Source organism: Moorena sp. SIO4A5 (assembly GCF_010672005.1).
Lineage (GTDB): Bacteria > Cyanobacteriota > Cyanobacteriia > Cyanobacteriales > Coleofasciculaceae > Moorena.
In genome coordinates this window covers 22,630-38,747 of record NZ_JAAHHZ010000001.1, presented here as the reverse complement: position 1 = coordinate 38,747, position 16,118 = coordinate 22,630, and the positions used below count along the sequence as shown (strand labels likewise).

16 protein-coding genes and 1 pseudogene are annotated in these 16,118 nt (G+C 43.2%); 13 read left to right on the top strand and 4 right to left on the bottom strand.

Annotation, left to right across the window (positions count from 1 at the left end):
• Positions 1 to 17: 17 nt before the first annotated feature.
• The 6 genes and pseudogenes from F6K57_RS00190 to F6K57_RS00165 all read left to right on the top strand — a co-directional run.
• Positions 18 to 485 carry a DUF4870 domain-containing protein gene (locus F6K57_RS00190; RefSeq protein ID WP_293026201.1) on the top strand — a complete coding sequence of 156 codons (468 nt, stop codon included), beginning with the start codon at positions 18 to 20 and terminating at the stop codon, positions 483 to 485.
• Positions 486 to 516: 31 nt separating this feature from the next.
• Positions 517 to 1,656 carry a Gfo/Idh/MocA family oxidoreductase gene (locus F6K57_RS00185; RefSeq protein ID WP_293063827.1) on the top strand — a complete coding sequence of 380 codons (1,140 nt, stop codon included), beginning with the start codon at positions 517 to 519 and terminating at the stop codon, positions 1,654 to 1,656.
• Positions 1,657 to 1,884: 228 nt separating this feature from the next.
• The gene (locus F6K57_RS00180; protein ID WP_293063825.1) at positions 1,885 to 2,628 is read left to right on the top strand and encodes a DUF4230 domain-containing protein; all 744 of its coding nucleotides are present in this window, start codon (positions 1,885 to 1,887) and stop codon (positions 2,626 to 2,628) included.
• Between the two features lie 50 nt (positions 2,629 to 2,678).
• Positions 2,679 to 2,795: a DUF2237 family protein gene (locus F6K57_RS00175; protein WP_364300532.1), complete on the top strand. Its 117-nt coding sequence runs from the start codon at positions 2,679 to 2,681 to the stop codon at positions 2,793 to 2,795.
• A gap of 134 nt (positions 2,796 to 2,929) precedes the next feature.
• Positions 2,930 to 4,180 (top strand): transposase, encoded by a 1,251-nt coding sequence (locus F6K57_RS00170; protein ID WP_293063822.1) that lies wholly within the window; start codon positions 2,930 to 2,932, stop codon positions 4,178 to 4,180.
• Positions 4,153 to 4,416, top strand: a pseudogene (locus F6K57_RS00165) (DUF2237 domain-containing protein); the annotation flags it as partial. The gene F6K57_RS00170 and the pseudogene F6K57_RS00165, both read left to right, overlap by 28 nt.
• Here F6K57_RS00165 and F6K57_RS00160 read toward each other — a convergent pair.
• Positions 4,413 to 4,577 (bottom strand): hypothetical protein, encoded by a 165-nt coding sequence (locus F6K57_RS00160; protein WP_293063819.1) that lies wholly within the window; start codon positions 4,575 to 4,577, stop codon positions 4,413 to 4,415. The pseudogene F6K57_RS00165 and the gene F6K57_RS00160 overlap by 4 nt on opposite strands.
• A 177-nt stretch (positions 4,578 to 4,754) precedes the next feature.
• Between F6K57_RS00160 and F6K57_RS00155 the strand changes: the two genes are divergently transcribed.
• Both F6K57_RS00155 and F6K57_RS00150 read left to right on the top strand, forming a co-directional pair.
• Positions 4,755 to 5,642, top strand: a complete 888-nt coding sequence (locus F6K57_RS00155; protein WP_293063816.1) for an NAD(P)-dependent oxidoreductase — start codon at positions 4,755 to 4,757, stop codon at positions 5,640 to 5,642.
• Positions 5,643 to 6,063: 421 nt separating this feature from the next.
• Positions 6,064 to 6,651 carry a hypothetical protein gene (locus F6K57_RS00150; protein WP_293063812.1) on the top strand — a complete coding sequence of 196 codons (588 nt, stop codon included), beginning with the start codon at positions 6,064 to 6,066 and terminating at the stop codon, positions 6,649 to 6,651.
• 156 nt (positions 6,652 to 6,807) lie between these two features.
• Here the strand turns inward: F6K57_RS00150 and F6K57_RS00145 are convergent, their stop codons facing one another.
• Entirely contained in the window at positions 6,808 to 7,014 is a 207-nt protein-coding gene (locus F6K57_RS00145; RefSeq protein ID WP_293063810.1) for a hypothetical protein, read from the bottom strand.
• Between the two features lie 586 nt (positions 7,015 to 7,600).
• Here F6K57_RS00145 and F6K57_RS00140 point away from each other — a divergent pair.
• On the top strand, positions 7,601 to 8,053 hold the full coding sequence (locus F6K57_RS00140) for a DNA-binding protein (protein WP_293063808.1): 453 nt from the start codon (positions 7,601 to 7,603) through the stop codon (positions 8,051 to 8,053).
• A 116-nt stretch (positions 8,054 to 8,169) separates the two neighbouring features.
• On the opposite strand, the gene F6K57_RS00135 is transcribed toward F6K57_RS00140, so the two are convergent.
• The gene (locus F6K57_RS00135) at positions 8,170 to 8,385 is read right to left on the bottom strand and encodes a hypothetical protein (protein WP_293063806.1); all 216 of its coding nucleotides are present in this window, start codon (positions 8,383 to 8,385) and stop codon (positions 8,170 to 8,172) included.
• An 820-nt stretch (positions 8,386 to 9,205) separates the two neighbouring features.
• Here F6K57_RS00135 and F6K57_RS00130 point away from each other — a divergent pair.
• Positions 9,206 to 11,875: a hypothetical protein gene (locus tag F6K57_RS00130; protein ID WP_293063804.1), complete on the top strand. Its 2,670-nt coding sequence runs from the start codon at positions 9,206 to 9,208 to the stop codon at positions 11,873 to 11,875.
• Positions 11,876 to 12,355: 480 nt separating this feature from the next.
• On the opposite strand, the gene F6K57_RS00125 is transcribed toward F6K57_RS00130, so the two are convergent.
• The gene (locus F6K57_RS00125) at positions 12,356 to 12,619 is read right to left on the bottom strand and encodes a DUF4278 domain-containing protein (protein ID WP_293063803.1); all 264 of its coding nucleotides are present in this window, start codon (positions 12,617 to 12,619) and stop codon (positions 12,356 to 12,358) included.
• A gap of 305 nt (positions 12,620 to 12,924) precedes the next feature.
• On the opposite strand from F6K57_RS00125, the gene F6K57_RS00120 reads away from it, so the two are divergent.
• The 3 genes from F6K57_RS00120 to F6K57_RS00110 all read left to right on the top strand — a co-directional run bounded on the left by F6K57_RS00120 (position 12,925) and on the right by F6K57_RS00110 (position 16,099).
• Entirely contained in the window at positions 12,925 to 13,191 is a 267-nt protein-coding gene (locus tag F6K57_RS00120) for a hypothetical protein (RefSeq protein WP_293063800.1), read from the top strand.
• An 84-nt stretch (positions 13,192 to 13,275) separates the two neighbouring features.
• The gene (locus tag F6K57_RS00115; RefSeq protein WP_293063797.1) at positions 13,276 to 13,728 is read left to right on the top strand and encodes a DNA-binding protein; all 453 of its coding nucleotides are present in this window, start codon (positions 13,276 to 13,278) and stop codon (positions 13,726 to 13,728) included.
• A 112-nt stretch (positions 13,729 to 13,840) separates the two neighbouring features.
• Positions 13,841 to 16,099, top strand: coding sequence for a PBP1A family penicillin-binding protein (locus F6K57_RS00110; RefSeq protein ID WP_293025298.1), 2,259 nt, complete (start codon positions 13,841 to 13,843; stop codon positions 16,097 to 16,099).
• Positions 16,100 to 16,118: the final 19 nt, after the last annotated feature.

Genomic DNA, 16,118 nt, shown 5'->3' with positions numbered 1-16,118 from the left:
GGTTTTGGGTCAGTTTTATGGATCAAGTAACAGTGCCACGGAACGATAGGAAAGCTCGAATCTGGGGGATGCTGTGTCATCTATCCTCCCTGCTATGGATTCCCCTATTGATTATGGGTCTACCTATCCCTTTGGCTAACCTGGCAGGCCCGTTGATGATCTGGTTAAACAAGAGAAATAAATACCGCTTTGTAAAGGTTCACGGTAAAGAATCTATTAATTTTCAAATCTCGATTACCCTTTACGCTACCATTATCCTGACCATATTTACTGCCTTTGCCTGGGCGTTTTTCATCCTAATTGGTGCAATAAAAGATTTTGACCCTGACTCTTGGTTGGAGCTGTTTAAACTCATAGAATTCTGGTTATGGTGTATAGCTAGTATCCTGGGAATCATTGATTCACTGCTGGTGACTATGGCCTCAATCGCTGCTCAATATGGTAGGCATTACCGTTATCCGTTTACCCTGCGATTTTTACGATAAGTCCCTAATATAAGTCACAAGATAGTCGATAATGGCTGAGTTTTCTGCAACAGGTGCAACTGAACAGCTACCAACAATTGGTGTGGCGGTAGTTGGAACTGGATTTGGACAAAAAATCCATATCCCTGGCTTTAACGCTCATTCCCGAACGGAAGTGGTGGCTGTCTATCACCGCGACCCGGATCAGGCAAATGCGATCGCAAACCAATATGATATTCCCCATGGATGCGATCGCATAGAAGACATCCTAGCTTTACCGGAAGTAGAAGCGGTTAGCATCTGTACTCCCCCGTTTCTGCACTACGAAATGGCGAAAATGGTTCTAGAAGCAGGCAAACATCTGCTACTAGAGAAACCGATGACCTTAAAGGCAGCCGAAACCCAGGAGCTTTACCAACTCGCTACAGAAAAGGGTGTTGTCGCTATACCTGATTTTGAATTCCGCTTTATCCCCTCATGGCAGCTGTTAGCGGAATATCTCGAAAAAGACTATGTGGGTAAAAAGCGTCTGATTAAAATTGACTGGTTAGTCTCTAGCCGAGCTAATCCTGAACGCCCCTGGAACTGGTATGCTCAAAAGGATAAGGGTGGCGGAGCACTAGGGGCAGTTGGTTCTCATGCCTTTGATTATATTCATTGGCTATTTGGACCAGTGCAGCGGTTGTGTGCTCAACTGAGTACTGCAATTCCAGCACGACCAGACCCCAACGCTAGCAATTTACTTAAGCCAGTAGATGCTGATGACACCTGTCTGTTATTACTGGAATTGGCAGATGGTACCCCTTGTCAACTCACTATTAGTTCCGTAACCTATCACGGGCGAGGTCACTTTGTAGAGGTTTATGGCGATCGCGGTACCTTAGTCTTAGGCAGTAACAATCTCAAAGACTACGTTCATGGATTTCGCCTGTGGGCAGCCACCGCCGGTCAATCCCTGATGGAAGTAGAAATTCCCCAGCGACTAGCATTTGCTGAAACCTATCTCGATGGTCGTTTAGCGCCATTTATCCGGGTGGTTGACTATTGGGTGCAAGCCATTGACAATGGTAGCGTTACCACACTATCTCTCAAAGAAGGAGTGTACTCCCAGATGTTAATGGATTTAACCCATGAGTCTCATGAAACTAGACGTTGGGTTGAGGTAGATAAGCATAAGTATAGCGGTTTTTAATAGGGAATAGGGAATAGGGAATAGGGAATAGGGAATAGGGAATAGGGAATAGGGAATAGGGAATAGGGCAAAAAAAATTGTCTACCTCATTAGGCTAGAAATTGCTATATATCGCTTTGATAATTTTAAAATAGATTTTTGACACCAAATAGCATTTCATTGTTATTAAACAATAGCATAAATTAGGAATAAATAACTGTTAATAATTAAATTTTAAGGTAAACAAAAATGAAGAGTCAGCATCGAAAGCATCAGTTACTCAGCATTATCTCTAGTATACCTAGAGGTTTGATTTTGATGAGCACAGGGGGCATGATACTCACGACCCTAATTTTAGGAGTGGTGATGTGGCGCACTAGCTCCCGCTTGTTTGAACAAGTTAATGGTCTATTCGACTTATCACAATTAAACTTATCACAGCCAGAACCAGAGGTGGATGTGAGAAACGTTGTGGTTAATAAAGTTCGTAATGTTAGTGAATTGACCACTGCTGTGTTTAGCATGGAGGCAGTTGTTCCAACTCGTCAAGATAGAAACTTAGGACAATATCGCTTAGCGTCAACGACATTACTCTACATTGCTTATGGGGAAGTTAGAGCTGGGGTTGATTTAGGGAAATTAAGCGTGGATGATGTCAAAATCAGCAATGACTCGATCCAAGTGCAGTTGCCACCACCCCAATTACTGGATAGCAAGATTGATGTTACCCGTTCCCAGGTCTACGACTACAACCGAGGATTTTTGGGTCTTGGACCCGATGTTGCCCCTCAATTACAGATGCTAGCTCAACAGGAAACCCTCCGAAAAATTCAGGCTACTGCTTGTCAGCAAGGTGTGCTAGAGCAAGCTAATCAAAGGGCGCAATTAGTGGTGACTAATTTATTGATGACAGCTGGTTACAAAACCGTAGACGTAAAGCTTCAACCTTCATCACCATCGATGTGTTTGACAGCTTTCCAAACACCATCCTAGCACAACACATAAGCAAGATTATTGTAGTAATTAGAGTTAACTACCGGATCATGAACAATGCCAAAAACGTTCTTGGCGGAACACTTAAGGTGTGCTGCACATCTCCGATGACGGGATTTTTTCGGAACGGAAAATGTGACACAGGACCAACTGACCGAAAACCCTGAGGGCGCAAGCCCCTAAATTCTATTTATGGGGTTAGCCCGAGCAGGAATTTATTCCCTAACTGCTCGGGAACTTTTATCTCAGCTAACCGACTACAATATTAAGTAAAGATAGAAGACAAGGAGGTGATACTGAAGTGTTAGTTATGGAGTTCAAGGCTGTGTTGAAAAAGCCTCAAGAGTGGGCAATCAATGAAGCTATTAGAACTGCTCGCTTTGTCAGGAACAAAGTGCTTCGGTACTGGATGGACAATCGCGGAGTAGGGAAGAAAGAACTCTATCGCTACAACACTCAACTAAGGGACGAATTTGAATTTGTCAAGAATCTTAACAGCCATGCTTGTCAAGCCTCTGTTGAGAATGTAGAGCGTGCTATTAAGCGGTTCTTCGACAATTGCAAGAAGAAAGTCCCAGGAAAAAAAGGATACCCAAAATTCAAGAAGCATTCCAGGTCTGTTGAGTACAAGCAATCAGGATGGAAACTATCCCCCGACAAAAAGTCAATCAAGTTTACAGACAAGAAAGGGATAGGAAAAGTTAAACTCAAAGGTACGTGGGACTTATGGTGCTTCGACCAAAAACTCATCAAGCGAGTTCGTGTAGTACAAAGAGCCGATGGGTATTACGTTCAGTTCTGCGTAAAAATTGACAATTCAGAACAACTGGAAGCTACTGGATATACCATTGGCCTGGATGTTGGACTAAAAGACTTTTACACCGACTCTGATGGATATTCAGAACCTAACCCTAGATTCTATCGCAAAGGCGAAAAACGCTTAAAGTTTCATCAACGTAGAGTTTCCCGAAAAAAGAAAGGCTCTACTAACCGAAAGAAAGCTATTAATAGGCTAGGCAGGACACACCTCAAAATAAGTAGGCAGCGTGAAGAACATGCCAAGATACTGGCGCGTTGCGTAATCCGGTCTAACGACCTGGTCGCCTACGAAGATTTGAGAGTTAAAAATTTAGTTAAAAACCATTGCCTTGCCAAATCTATTAATGATGCAGGTTGGTACAAGTTTCGGGAATGGCTAGAGCACTTTGGCACTAAGTTTGGTCGGATAACTGTTGCAGTAAATCCTGCTTATACTAGCCAAAACTGCTCTAGTTGCGGAGAAGTGGTCAAGAAGTCATTATCCACTCGAACCCATGTTTGCAAGTGTGGATGTCAGTTAGACCGTGATCACAATGCCGCCATAAACATCTTAACGAGAGCCTTAGGTACGGTGGGGCACACCGGAACTTATCAAAACGCTCGGGGAGACTCGACCTCTACTCTGCTTGGTTCCGACCTGGTTGAGCAAGTTGGCTCGCTGAACCGAGAATCCCCTGGCATAAGCGCCATGGGGAGTGTCAAGTTGGTGTACATATCGTTTGTGCAGAAATGACGGAAGAGTTTCTCTCTTTTACTAAGCAAAGAGGGAATGATTTGAGTACACCATCCCCAGTCTATAATTTTCCTGGTCTTAAACCTGGAGATCAATGGTGTTTGTGTCTCAGTCGTTGGAAGGAGGCGCTGGATGCTGGGGTTGCGCCACCAGTGATTTTGTCAGCAACCCATGAAGCAGCCCTTGATTACATTCCTTTGGAGGTATTTAAGGAACACGCTGTTATGAACGGCTAATCGTTGATATAGCCGTTTTCAATTAGGTAAGGTATACATGTTTTTAGGGAGCAGGGAGTAGGGAGTAGGGAGCAGAGAATAGTTAGGTAGGGTGCGTTAGGGACGGGCGAGCTCTCATTTTCTCGGTAGCCAGTGTTAGGAAAGTCCGTCCCGTAACGCACCAATGGGTCAAACAGCTTTTAGGAGATGCACCCAATTGAAAGTCTTGGGAAAAGCCCATCTAAGCTGACTGCTGAACGCTGATTGCTGTCAGCTTATTTAATGGGCACTTAAGGAAATCAAAAGATAGAACAGTAACAAGGATATCTGTTTTCCCCCCTTACTAACTCTAAATTTTGATGAGAAAAAAACTCTTAGTGACAGGAGCTAGCGGTTTCCTTGGATGGAACCTTTGCCAGCTCGCTAAAGAAAAATGGGATATTTATGGAACGTATTTTACCCAGAAAATAGATATTCCGGGAATAAGCCTAGTAAAGGCTGACTTGAGGGAATTCCAAGACATGAAGCATCTGTTTGCTGAGATTCAGCCAGCAGGAGTAATTCATACCGCAGCTCAATCTAAACCTAATTTTTGTCAGACCCATCGAGAGGAATCATACTCGATTAATGTTACAGCTTCTATCAATATTGCTCGACTAAGTGCAGATTATGATATCCCTTGCGTGTTTACCTCTACTGACTTGGTCTTCGATGGTTTAAATCCTCCTTATCTGGAAACTGATCCGGTATCGCCCATCAGCTATTACGGTGAGCAAAAAGTTATGGCAGAAGAAGGGATGCGATCGCATTATCCTAAAGTCGCGATTTGCCGGATGCCCTTAATGTTTGGCATGGCTCCTCCTACTGCCAGTAGCTTTATCCAACCCTTCCTCAAAATCCTGAGAGAAGGGCGACCATTGAGCTTATTTACCGATGAAATTAGAACCCCTGTCAGTGGCACAACAGCAGCCAAGGGACTGTTATTAGCGCTAGAGAAAGTCCAAGGTCTAGTTAATCTGGGGGGAAAAGAAAGGATCTCCCGCTATGAATTTGGTTGTCTGATGGCTGAGGTATTTGAGCTTTCCCAAGATAACTTGGGACGCTGTCTACAAAAGGATGTACCGATGGCTGCCCCTAGATCTCCGGATACGTCATTGGATAGTTCATTAGCATTTAGTTTGGGGTATCAACCGTTATCAGTGCGGGAGGAATTGGAAGGGTTACGGGGGAAAGTCGGAAAATTCTAGCATTTATATTTGAGTTGTGAACAGAATCCCTTAGGTCAAGGCAAGAGGCAAGAGGCAAGAGGCAAGAGTTAATCAAATATATAACGCTACACCCAAGGCAAAAAGTGTGTTTAGGACCTAGATACAAACGCGCTTATTTAGCGTTCTGAATCAGATGTAAACCTGTATGGTCTTTTTTGATTGGACAATTAAACTTCCGATCTCTTGCCCCTCTTGCCTTTTGCCTGTTGCCTTTTGCCTTTTTCGGTCAGAAGACGTGATTTCCCTACCGTTAGTGCGGTAGTTACCACGAAACAAAACAAATCTCCCACAAGTCAATAGTCCTAAGTGAAGAGGCAAACACCAGCAATTGGTCTTGATACTGCTGCTAACTTCTCTACCTTGGCCTATCGGTACACCTTCAACTAAAAAAGGGAATCAGATGAAAAACTTGCGTGCAATCACCCCATCCTCTTATATTATTGCTGCCTGTGCATTAACCGGAATTTTATCCTTTAGTGCAGTAACTAGCCAAGCTGGTCAAAGTAAGTTCTTACCATCAGGTAACTCTACCGCAACCGCTCAGGTTGAATCAGTAGACAATCAAGACCTACTGGCAGCAGTACCGATTCCCAGCAGTGAATTACCACCAGCCCTAGAAAAGAATACCGTATTTCGTGCGATCGCAAATGGTGGTTTCTTTGGTCAAACCGTTGAAACCCGTCTGCTCAACAATGGACAAGTGATTCAGCAGTACATACGGATCAATGGGAATAGCACTCCCACCGAGATTGCTCGCATTTCCCGTCAAGATGTCAAAGGCTTTGAAGAGTTTCTCAACAAAGACGTAGACTTTGGTCAGTTTGATCAGCTCAGTTACCCTGCTCCTATTGGTGCTGCTGATTACATCAGTGTTACTCTGAGCAGCAATGCTGGTACCACACGTTATGCCGATATTGGTCATAACCAGCTCCCGGAAGCTTTGCAGCAAGTGATTCAGAATTGGGAGACTATTGTGAGTAGTAAATGAGCGGTCAGTGGTCAGCGGTCAGTGGTCAGCTGTGGCACAGGCTTCCAGCCTGTGACCTAACCCCTCAAGTAGGGTGGAACAGGCTTCCAGCCTGTGACCTAACCCATAAGCTGATAACTGATCACTGATAACTGAAAGCTGAAAGCTAATTACTCCCTACTCCCTATTCTCCTCAGATTCTTCATCTATATCCTGCCCAATATCAAATACAATGATAAATTTCCCATCAGGCATTAACCGCTTCAGAGCCTCCATGTGACCTTCCGCATCCGAACGGTTGCGGAAACGACCAACAACTACTCTTTGCATCTTGGGCAATAGCCGAACTACCGCCCATGGATATAGGCGTTGAGAGTACGTCATAATAATAAGTTATCTCCTTAACTGGGGGACGAGAGCCAGCCTTCCGTGTGACTTCTGTAGGCTGGCTCTTACCGTGGAACGTTTCTTGATGCAATAGCGAGTGGGGGAAACCCCCAAGACCGCGCTGCATCGCTTTAGCGCCCACGGTAATTTCATTATAGCACAAATAATCTTATATTATAACATATTTTGAAAATTTTTGTAACAAACTTGTGAGGGAGTCGGGAGTCGGGAATCGGGAGTCGGGAGTAGTGGAGTCGGGAAAAATCCTGTTTCCCCAACCATTAATTAATTAATTTTGTAAGTGACTATGTGTGATGGTAGCTAGCCGCTGCGTGGACTCAAGCTACCTTAAGGGATTCTTAGGACAGGCCAAACAATGCTCCTTTGGAGCCGCTACGCGATGAAGCGTCGGCTTTGCGATCGCGTAGCGTGACCAAAGGTCAATCGCATTTCCCTACCACACCCTAAACTCTTCCGTTTCTTCCCGATTCCCGATTCCCGACTCCCGACTCCCTAAAGTTGCCAATTTTTTCTTTATCCCTTATAATAGTATTATAGGAAGAGTTAAAAATTAAGTCCACTAATGAACAAGTGCGTTGGAACTACTGAAGCGGCATCTCTATTAGGAATTTCTTCTCGACGATTGCGCCAACTCCTAGAGAAGGGTCGCGTCCGGGGTGCTTATAAAACTGGGAAATTCTGGATTATTCCTCTGTTCAACCATTTGCCACAAATTACCAAAGGGTCTCGTGGACCAAAAGGGAAATGGCGCACTAGTCGTCCTCCCGCTTTAGCCAAGATTAATGTCAATCGCAATCACATTGGCTCGAATATCAAGAAAAGCCCTCAAGACCGGAAGCCAGTGATTTCAGTAAAACGCAGTGGTACCAATCTCTACGGCAACGAAGTGGAAATCCTTGGTCCATGTAAGATTGTCTATAATCCCGATAATCCACTCGATTGTGGTGCTCGTTTGTGGATCGAAACCTTTAGTGATATTCACTTTATTGGTGGGAGTTTTCCGGCGAGTCGGTGAGGGGGTCAAGGGTTTTGGGACTATTTTGGGTAACTACGGGTTTTGTGAATACTTAATGTCGCTCACATGCCAAGGATTGCACGATAAGTTGAGGTACAGAGGGTAATCACCAAAGGTCAACCAACAGGCGTGTTTTCAATCGGTATTCTGCACTTCAAACGAATCAATGACTCTGGTGTAGGGAAAGTGGTAACGGTTTTAGTAGACTTGCTCTTCTTAATCTCTGTATGGATGAGGTTCCCATCCTGGTCATACTTCTGAGTTACCACATCTAAAGGAGTGGTCACACTGGTTACCATCTTCTCATTCTCAAGCAAATCTTTAGCTACCAAGATCGCCCGATGACCTAACAGCTATCTTGGCAGCTAAATGAGTATTTTAAATGAGATTAACCCCTTCAATAGCAAGGGATTCAATAAACTAAAAATACATTTTTAAGCACCTACACAGAATTAATTACCTACTCGCAATCTCTGTAACCCTTACATTGTAAATCTTTGAGTTTTATGAAATGTGTAATGTAAGCATTCAGCCATCAGCGGTCAGCCGTCAGCCCTGAGCCATTACCGTAGCGTGAGCCTTGGCCCAAAGCTAATAGCTGATAGCTGATACGCGACACGCTGATAGCTGATACGCGACACGCTGATAGCTGATACGCGACACGCTGATACGCGACACGCTGATAGCTGAATCCTTACTGTGTAATTAATTTTGTGCACCTGCTTATTAAAATTGCATTTTTAAATTACTTAAAGCCTTACTTATTAAGCGCTATAGCGATTATTTTATACTAAATTTATCATAAGCACCTACACAAAATTAATTACCTACTCTGAATCTCTGTAACCCTTACATTGTAAGGCTTTGAGTTTTGAAAAATGTGCAATTAATTTTGTGCACCTGCTTAGCCACACTAGGAGAGCAAAAAAAATTACCCTTTCAGGAACGCCATAAAAGGTACCCTCAAGGGTACTTTCAAACCTGAATCATGTCGTATAGTCTATAAATGTGGCCTAAATAACGCACACAAAAACATCTAAATGCTAAATGCTATTAATGGCATTTAGGATGTCTGCCATATATATAATTAGGTCTCTATGCAATAGGTTGTAATCCTTTTAGTTAGTTCATTCGCAAGATATTTTTTTAAACATGACTACACCAGTAATCGACCAGATTTACGCACAACTTAGTGAACTGTTCGGGAGCGGCATTACTGAACGATTTTGTATGATGATTCCAGGGACAAGTCTTGATCCATCAAGATTCTCATGGAACACAAATGGTGTAAAACCAGCGATAGTGAGGGCGGCTGAATCTGAACTGGTCAATCAGATGTTTTATCCTGTTCAAGTCACAGGGAGTTCCAACGGTCACCATCTCGGCTATCAGTATTTACAGGCATTAAGCGTTTTGGTTCCCCGTTTTGATGAGGAACTAATGAAAACAAAGGCCGAACTCAGAAACTTCCTCAGCTCTCAACCAGACTACCGATTAAAGGGTAAAGACTATGGAGGCAGTGTTATTGAACTGTATTCCGAATTATTTGCAAAATGGGTTGCAAAGAAACAGGAATGGGAAAAACTACAGCAAGACACAAAGGATCGGCTACGTGAAGAATACAAAGACAACGAAACGGGGAAAATCAACGAAAAGGCAGCCAATGAAGCATTCTTCGAGTGGTATGAACAAAGTGCTGAAGGTCACATGGCTGAGCTAAATGCAACAATGGGAGATGTACTTGGATTCTTCAGTCCGGAAGACATGAATGCAATTCTCGGTGTTCTTGAAGCGGGACCTGGTGGCTCAATTCAAGAAGCACGACAGAACCTTCTGAATATTAGAGAGCTTTTACCTGATGGTGGGTACGCTTATCCCGTTGAGCTAACTCCCTCAGACTGGTTTATAGATCTAACAAGTGACATAAATCCAGAAGATTTACTGGAATCACCCAAATACATCATAAGTAAACTGTCGAACAGACGAAAAGTTTTAAATGCTGCCATAAGCCAAGTTAATGCGCTTATAAAACGAAAGGTAAGCGACGAAAAATTAAAGGAAGCAAACGATGCATTGGTAGAAGCTGAAAAAGCATATAGCCAAGCACAAACTGACCTGACCGGACAGTTTTCTGATAACGCTGTACTTGCATTCAATATCTATATGGAATCCGGTGGAAGTGGTGAAGAAACAAAGGAACTGGAAGAAATCAATAACATAAAGAATACTCTTGATAAAGATGGTGATCATCAATCATCAACCATCTCCAAAGAAGATCTTGAAGAATTAAAAAAGGGACAAAAAGACCTTGACGAAAAGCAACAGGCACTCACAAATTCTGCTCTGGATGTAGCAACAAAAGGTGTTAATTATCTTAATCTTCAAGCCGGAGATTTCGGTAATCTGGAACCTCTGCTTTATCGGATCACAGCATTACTGAATGAAGTTCAAGAACTGGAGCAAAATTTAAAGCAAGCAGCCAAAAAAGCTGATGAAAAAAAAGACGAAACACCGCTACCTACTGTAGGAGAGAGATTAGAACATAAATCCAATAAATCGGAAGGCTCAGACCGTTTTATGGATCTGACAATGTATGTCACCTCTGAAGCAATGGATCATACCACTACCCTCCAAACAAGTTTCGAGCAAACCGATTGGCACGTTAGCTTGTTTTTTGGAAGCGCCGGGGGACACAAAGAAAAGTCAACGCTTCATAGCACTGACAAATTCACAGAGATCAGTACAGCAATAGAGATCGGAATGAAAGTTGCAAAAGTTAACATTGAACGCAACTGGTTTGAACCTGGTATTTTCAATCTGACCTCTACAATGGATCGCCTGTCCAACCAAAAGGTTACTTTCGGATTTAACGAACTCGAAAACGCACGTAAGCTTGCAAAAGAAAAACCTGAAGAAGCTCAACAAGCTCTTAATGATGCACTTGAGAACGCTAGGAAAACTTTAATCCCTTGCTTCCCAAGTTCTTTTTTAGTGGCAAAAGACATTACTATCCGTTTCAAAGCAAATGAGAACAGTCTCAGTGCAATTCATTCAATGCTTGACAGCAAATCCTCAATAGGTGGAGGGTTCCTGTGTTTTAGCGCTTCACACTCTGAAGCATCTCATTCTGATGATAAAAGGGTGAGTTCATCCATTAAGGAGAAAGTGGTGACAATCAATATTCGAGTCCCACAAATAATTGGATGGTTCCTCCAATTTGCTCCTGAAGACCAGAGTAAACCGATTTCTGCCGACACATCAGAGACAAACACAAAATCAATTAAAGAGTATGTGAAAACCCTTGCAGAATTACAACAGTCTAACGCTCCAGCTTCTCCAACTCTACGAAGAAGCCCTATGATGAATCTCATGGTGACAGGTGCTGATGTTGATCGAGACCACCCATATTACGATCCAGCAGACGATTCAGATTCAGATTCAAACTATCAAGGCTATGATCCTAATAAAGATCCAAACCCTTCCCCAGACGATTTAGGTGCCATTACGGCAACAGGTAATGTATCAAATGATCTTAATTTTTGGCTGGATAATAAATATTATAAACGACACCAACCTACAGCTCACGTAACAAATAACTCAAAAATAGTATTTATTTGGGAAAACGCTTACTACAACCCCGCCAGAAATGACAAAGATCTTAATTTATTCAGTATCAGGGCAAATCTCCACTACAACATTGCAACAAAAGTAACAACAATGGGCGCGTTATGGATAGATCAACATCCTAACGTACAGCTTCATCCGGCAATGAGCGGTGGGTTATATAAGTATATGAACAACATAGCCCAATCTCTGATATGAATATACCCTAATTTACCTTAAAAACGTCGAATGACCTCTCATTCGGCGTTTTTATTGTCTGCAAAAAATCGATAAATCCTAGTGCTATTTTTCAATATGTTTAACGCACTAGTAAAGAGCCATAAAAATGTTAATAAAGTCCGTGGCGATAAGTATAGAATGGCTTTGGGATTCCATTAAAATACACTGACAGGATACAGGAGACAGGATTAACATTGACAGATTACGAGACTACGGGGGTGACAAGGAAAGCACAAAGTAGATGGATAAGACTTGCAGCCTTCAACCCTCGCTGATAATTGGCCCATTTCTGGCGACTTAATTTCATTAATGCCTGAGTTTAAGAGCTAATTTGTAAAGTAAATATTAAGAAGCCTGAAAACCTTGCTATGATTGTCTTTTGGGTATTAAATAGTTCAATTGTTCTAGTTTAGCCCAAGCCTTATCCTACAAGGATTACAGCGAGTTTACAAATCAGCTCTAAAGCGCGAATAATTGCAAAGACTCAAACCATGTTTGCCCATGTAAGCCAATATAAAAATTGGGCGTTGCTGATTCTGGATATGTCAGAGGATTTACACTTGAGGATTTAGCCACATATTTGGGATAGTTATATCTCCAATTTTGTCCTCGATAAATCCCTCCAATTTCACCCTCTGTTACTTCTAGTAGAGAGGGTTGAACGTCGTAACTTAGACCACGATACCTAAGTTTCATATCTCCTCCGATTGTTAAGTTTGTCAAACTTATATTAAATTTTAAAAAACACTTATGGATTTAAGGCTATTTTTCTGTTAAATCCTGGTTATATTTTTTTAACCTTATAATTCCGATAAAAATATGACTGAAACCGTTGCTTGATCAGGGTTCCATTTAAATAACTATACATAAACAAATAAAATTTTTTATTAATAAATTTACTAATAGTTTCTATGCCCTTACTTGGGAGCACTCCCAAGGGATGCTCCTTTGGAGCCGTTACGGGATGGCATGACCGACCATAGCTCAACTCTTCCGCTTGTTCAGAAGTTGTGGACGGGGATTAACAAATGCGATTGACCTGCATGTCACGCTACGCGATGCTCCTTTGGAGCCGCTACGCGAACGCATTTTCCAACAGCTATAGCGATCGCATTTCCATATCATATGCGATTGACCTTTGGTCACGCTACGCGATGAAGCGAAGCTTCCGCGCTTATGCGATCGCATTCCCGATTCCCAATTTTCCAACTATTCCGATATTGACGCAGTCGCTAATATTGGAAACCACAGCACTTGATTTGCTCTCCACCCTCTCCACACTTACCACACTTTAGCTACTTTCATCCCTATTTAAAAAAAGTTGCCAATTTTCTTTTTATCTATTAAAATAGGATTATAGGAAGAGTTAAAAACACTCCATGAACAAGTGCGTTGGAACTACTGAAGCGGCATCTCTATTAGGAATTTCTTCTCGACGATTGCGCCAACTCCTAGAGAAGGGTCGCGTTCGCGGTGCTTATAAAACTGGGAAATTCTGGATTATTCCTCTGTTCAACCATTTGCCACAAATTACCAAAGGGTCTCGTGGACCAAAAGGAAAATGGCGCACTAGTCGTCCTCCCGCTTTAGCCAAGATTAATGTCAATCGCAATCACATTGGCTCGAATATCAAGAAAAGCCCCAAAGACCGGAAGCCAGTAATTTCAGTAAAACGCAGTGGTACCAATCTCTACGGCAACGAAGTGGAAATCCTTGGTCCATGTAAGATTGTTTATAACCCAGATAATCCCCTCGATTGTGGCGCTCGTTTGTGGATTGAAACCTTTAGTGATATTCACTTTATTGGTGGAAGTTTTCCGGCTAGTCCCTGAATCGGGAATCGGGAATCGGGAATCGGGAATCGGGAACAGGGAAAAAGAGCTGATTGCTAGAGCGATTAGAATGGTTCAATAAGCACCCAAGAATCGCTTATCGCTGACAACCATGAGTTCTCAACCACCCTCCAAACCACCAAAAACCATACTTAGTCAGCTAACTCAGGTAGTACAGACCATTCATGCTAAGGTAAATCTTCAAGCAGTAGCACTAAAGCCTAATGCTAGAGTGCCGGAACTTTGGGTGCAAGACGCTAATACCAACAAATCCGATGTCTATCCCCTGGTTGGGGACCGTTACGTACTCGGGCGCAGTTCCAAATCCTGTGACATAATCGTTCGCAACCCAGTAGTCAGTCAAGTTCATCTCTCCCTAGAACGGTATGGTAGGCGTGGGCGTAGGTTTATCATAAAAGACCAAAACTCTACCAATGGTATCTATCGTGGCAGACGCCGACTTTCCTCCTTGCTTCTGTATCACGGAGACACCCTTACCATCGGACCACCAGAACTAGCTGCATCAGTTGAGCTACAGTACGTCTATCCTCCCCCCTGGTATATCCAAGGAATTCGTTACTTTCTCTATGGCATCGGTGGCTTAATTGCCTTAGTGGTATTACTAATTGGATTTCAAACCCTGAGAGCACCATCAGTCAGGCCATTGCCCGAGGGAGTTACAGGTCCTGTGATTGTTTACTCTCGTGACCAAATTCCCCTACGGCAACCCCGGACCGATGCTCACCGAGAACTGAGGAGGTTATCGGATTTTTCCCCATATTTGCCCAAAGCAGTGATTGCTTCAGAAGACAGCCGCTTTTACTGGCACTTTGGAGTAGACCCCTATGGGATTATGCGAGCTGTGGTGCGGAATCTTCAAGGGGGAGGCATTCGCGAAGGTGCTAGTACCATAACTCAGCAGGTAGCACGAAGCCTATTTCCGGAGTATGTCGGTCGAGCCAATACCGCAGACCGGAAAGTGCGGGAAGCAATTATTGCCCTGAAGTTAGAGACAGTTTACAGTAAGGACGCGATCTTAAAGGCTTACTTAAACCGAGTTTACTTGGGTATAGAAGCATTTGGTTTTGAAGATGCTGCTCAATTTTATTTCGACAAATCAGCAGCTAATCTGAATATCCAAGAAGCCGCAACTCTGGTAGCAAGTTTACCAGCACCCAATAGCTATAACCCGATCCAGAATTATGATACGTCATTACAATTACGGAATCGGGTGATTGACCGGATGCACGCTTTGGGAATGATTAGTCGAGAAGAGGCTAATCGAGCTAGGCGATCGCGGATTGAAGTTAGCCCGAAAGCCCGACAAATTCTTTCTAGCACCAAGGCACCCTATTTCTATAACTACGTTTTCCAGCAATTGAGGAGGTTACTGGGCAAAGAGTTGGCTAAGGAAGGTAATTTTATTGTAGAAACTACTGTAGATACCGAGTCTCAGGCCAAAGCTGAAGCAGCTCTACGGGACTATGTCAAAAATACTGGTAGCCGCTTAGGATTTTCCCAGGGAGCGATCGCAAGCCTGAATACCAGTAATGGCGAGATTCTAGCCATGGTTGGAGGTGCCGATTACCAAAAAAGCCAGTTTAATCGGGTTATCCAAGCCAAGCGTCAACCAGGCTCAACCTTTAAACTCTTTGCCTATGCTGCTGCCTTAGAAAAAGGGATTTTACCAAGCAAAACCTACTCCTGCTCTGGGATTAAACGGATTAGACGTTGTGAGCGGTCTGGAGATGCTACTAATATTGATATGTATGCTGGTCTGGCTCAATCGGAAAATGCGGTAGCGATCAGGGTAGCTCAAGATGCTGGTTTAGATAGAGTAGTACGGCTGGCGCAACGGTTGGGTATTAGCTCAAAACTCGAGCCTGTGTTTGGTTTAGCCTTAGGTCAAAGTGAGGTTACTCTGTTAGAAATGACTGGAGCCTATGGTGCGATCGCAAATCAAGGTCTGTGGTATCGTCCCCATGGTATTGTCAGAATTCTCGACAGTAGTGATTGCACCGATAACCAAGACTACCAAACCTGTCGAGTAATCTACAACTTCGCTGATCAGCCAACTATCAACAAGCAAGCGGTTTCACCAGCGGTAGCCAACACCATGACAGAAATGCTTCAGGGTGTAGTCACTAGTGGCACCGGTCGCAGTGCTCGGATTGGTCAAGGAGAAGGGGGAAAAACCGGTACTACTGATAAAAATGTAGACTTGTGGTTTATCGGTTTTATTCCCAAGCATCAGATCGTTACAGGGATTTGGTTAGGTAATGATAATAATTCTCCTACTAGTGGCAGTAGTAGCCAAGCTGCCCAGTTGTGGGGGATGTATATGGGTCAGGTGGTAGAGAAACAGAGTTGATACCGAAATTGGTTGGATG

Excerpts from the sequence above, each read along its gene's own strand:
- F6K57_RS00155 (WP_293063816.1), top strand. The coding sequence starts at position 4,755 with ATGAGAAAAAAACTCTTAGTGACAGGAGCTAGCGGTTTCCTTGGATGG.
- F6K57_RS00130 (WP_293063804.1), top strand. The coding sequence starts at position 9,206 with ATGACTACACCAGTAATCGACCAGATTTACGCACAACTTAGTGAACTG.
- F6K57_RS00120 (WP_293063800.1), top strand. The coding sequence starts at position 12,925 with ATGCGATTGACCTGCATGTCACGCTACGCGATGCTCCTTTGGAGCCGC.
- F6K57_RS00175 (WP_364300532.1), top strand. The coding sequence starts at position 2,679 with ATGAACAATGCCAAAAACGTTCTTGGCGGAACACTTAAGGTGTGCTGC.
- F6K57_RS00180 (WP_293063825.1), top strand. The coding sequence starts at position 1,885 with ATGAAGAGTCAGCATCGAAAGCATCAGTTACTCAGCATTATCTCTAGT.
- F6K57_RS00190 (WP_293026201.1), top strand. The coding sequence starts at position 18 with ATGGATCAAGTAACAGTGCCACGGAACGATAGGAAAGCTCGAATCTGG.
- F6K57_RS00110 (WP_293025298.1), top strand. The coding sequence starts at position 13,841 with ATGAGTTCTCAACCACCCTCCAAACCACCAAAAACCATACTTAGTCAG.
- F6K57_RS00115 (WP_293063797.1), top strand. The coding sequence starts at position 13,276 with ATGAACAAGTGCGTTGGAACTACTGAAGCGGCATCTCTATTAGGAATT.
- F6K57_RS00145 (WP_293063810.1), bottom strand. The coding sequence starts at position 7,014 with ATGACGTACTCTCAACGCCTATATCCATGGGCGGTAGTTCGGCTATTG.
- F6K57_RS00150 (WP_293063812.1), top strand. The coding sequence starts at position 6,064 with ATGAAAAACTTGCGTGCAATCACCCCATCCTCTTATATTATTGCTGCC.
- F6K57_RS00185 (WP_293063827.1), top strand. The coding sequence starts at position 517 with ATGGCTGAGTTTTCTGCAACAGGTGCAACTGAACAGCTACCAACAATT.
- F6K57_RS00140 (WP_293063808.1), top strand. The coding sequence starts at position 7,601 with ATGAACAAGTGCGTTGGAACTACTGAAGCGGCATCTCTATTAGGAATT.